The 550-nt window shown below is 67.9% G+C and carries 1 pseudogene; it reads left to right on the top strand.

Annotated elements, in window-relative coordinates:
* Positions 1-444 (top strand): annotated as a pseudogene (locus tag PZ895_RS16445) (homoserine dehydrogenase); the annotation flags it as partial.
* Between the last annotated feature and the right edge of the window lie 106 nt (positions 445-550).

Raw genomic sequence — 550 nt, 5'->3', positions numbered from 1 at the left:
GGGCGTGGTCGACTACACGATCGGCAAGGGCGTTGCGCCCGGCGTCTTCGTCGTCGTCGAGGCGACGCATCCGCGCGTCATCGAGCGCATGGACGATCTCCATGTCGGCAAGGGCCCGTACTACGCCTTCCACCGGCCCTACCACCTGACCAGCCTCGAAGTCCCGCTCTCCTGTGCCCGCGCGGTCCTCTACGGCAAGGCCGACATGGTCCCGCTGCCGCGCCCCGTCGCCGAAGTCGCCGCCGTCGCCAAGCGCGATCTCGCCCCCGGCGAAACCTTCGACGCCATCGGCGAGACCTGCTACCGCTCCTGGACGATGACCGCCGCCGAAGCCACTGCGGCCCGCGCCGTTCCGGTCNCCTCCAAAACGCCACCCCCGACACCTCCACCCGCCTTTGGGCGCTGCGCCGCAAGCAGGAAGAAATGGTCGCTAACCTCGGCTAGTCGCCGCGATCTGCACCTTACGGGAGGGGTAAGGGGTGGGGGTATGCCGACCCCGCATTCTCAAAAAACTTATCCCCCTTCGCCCATCCTCCCACATACTCCCCCG

It is taken from the genome of Mesorhizobium sp. YIM 152430 (assembly GCF_029210365.1).
Lineage (GTDB): Bacteria > Pseudomonadota > Alphaproteobacteria > Rhizobiales > Rhizobiaceae > Aliihoeflea.
This window is presented reverse-complemented; position numbering and strand designations above follow the sequence as displayed.